This window comes from Paracoccus marinaquae, assembly GCF_018860165.1.
GTDB classification, from domain to species: domain Bacteria; phylum Pseudomonadota; class Alphaproteobacteria; order Rhodobacterales; family Rhodobacteraceae; genus Paracoccus; species Paracoccus marinaquae.
In genome coordinates, this window is the sequence record NZ_JAHKNG010000129.1 from 1 (window position 1) to 1049 (window position 1049).

A 1049-nucleotide genomic window follows, 5' to 3' on the forward strand; every position below is an offset into this window, starting at 1 on the left:
GTTATGGATATAGGCCAGTTTTTCGCCCAAGCGGGATTTGGCGGAGGTCTTGCGGCGCTGCGCCTGCAGCCAGTCGCCGAAGGTGGCCACCAGCGGCGCGGTGCGGGCTTGGCGGGCTGAGAGGCGCTGGCCGGAGGAGACGCCGCGGATATCGGCCTCGACGGCATAGAATTCGGCAATGCGGCGCAGGCCCTCGGCGGCGATCGCTGATCCGTCGCGGTCGAAGACCTCCTTCAGTTTGCGGCGCGCATGCGCCCAGCAATGCGCCACGCGAATGGGCGCGCCGCCCTTGCGCGAGGGTTTGGTCAGTCGATTGTAGCCGGTATAGCCGTCGACCTGCAGAATGCCGTCGAAGCCGGTCAGGAAGGTTTCAGCACATTCGCCCGCGCGGCCGGGGGCGTAGAAGTAGACCACGCCGGGCGGGTCCTCGCCGCCCCAGGATCGGTTATCTCGGGCGAGTGCCCAGAGATATCCGGTTTTTGTTGCTCCGCGCCCCGGATCCAGCACCGGGGCGGTGGTTTCATCCATGAACAGCTTGCCGGATCGCTTCAGATTCTCGGCCAACCGGTCGACGACGGGCTTCAGATGGAATGCAGCCTTGCCGACCCAATCGGCCAGCACGGCACGGTGCAGATCAAGCCCCGCCCGCGCCAGGATCTGGCTCTGGCGATACAGAGGCAGGTGATCGGCATATTTGCTGATCAGGACATGAGCGATGGCACCTTCGGTTGGCAGCCCGCCCGCGATCAGATGTGAGGGTGCCGGGGCCTGCGTCACGCCGTCGGTGCAGGTCCGACAGGCATATTTCGGGCGCACGGTGACGATGACGCGCAACTGGGCCGGCACGATGTCCAGCCGCTCACTGCGGTCTTCACCGATCCGATGCATGACACCGCAGCCGCAGGGGCAGATCAGGCTGTCAGGCTCGATTACCTCTTCAATGCGCGGAAGGGCGGCAGGCAGATTGCCAATGGTGCGCTTGGGCGCGGACTTGGTCGTCCCGCCCCCTGCTTTGGGGGCACGGATTTCCTTTTCCGCCTCAACCTCGG

1 protein-coding gene is annotated in these 1049 nt (G+C 65.4%); it reads right to left on the reverse strand.

What is annotated here, in order from left to right:
• Nucleotides 1-1049: IS66 family transposase (tnpC, locus tag KNW02_RS20630; RefSeq protein WP_216035045.1), on the reverse strand; the 1049-nt coding region annotated here is incomplete at both ends.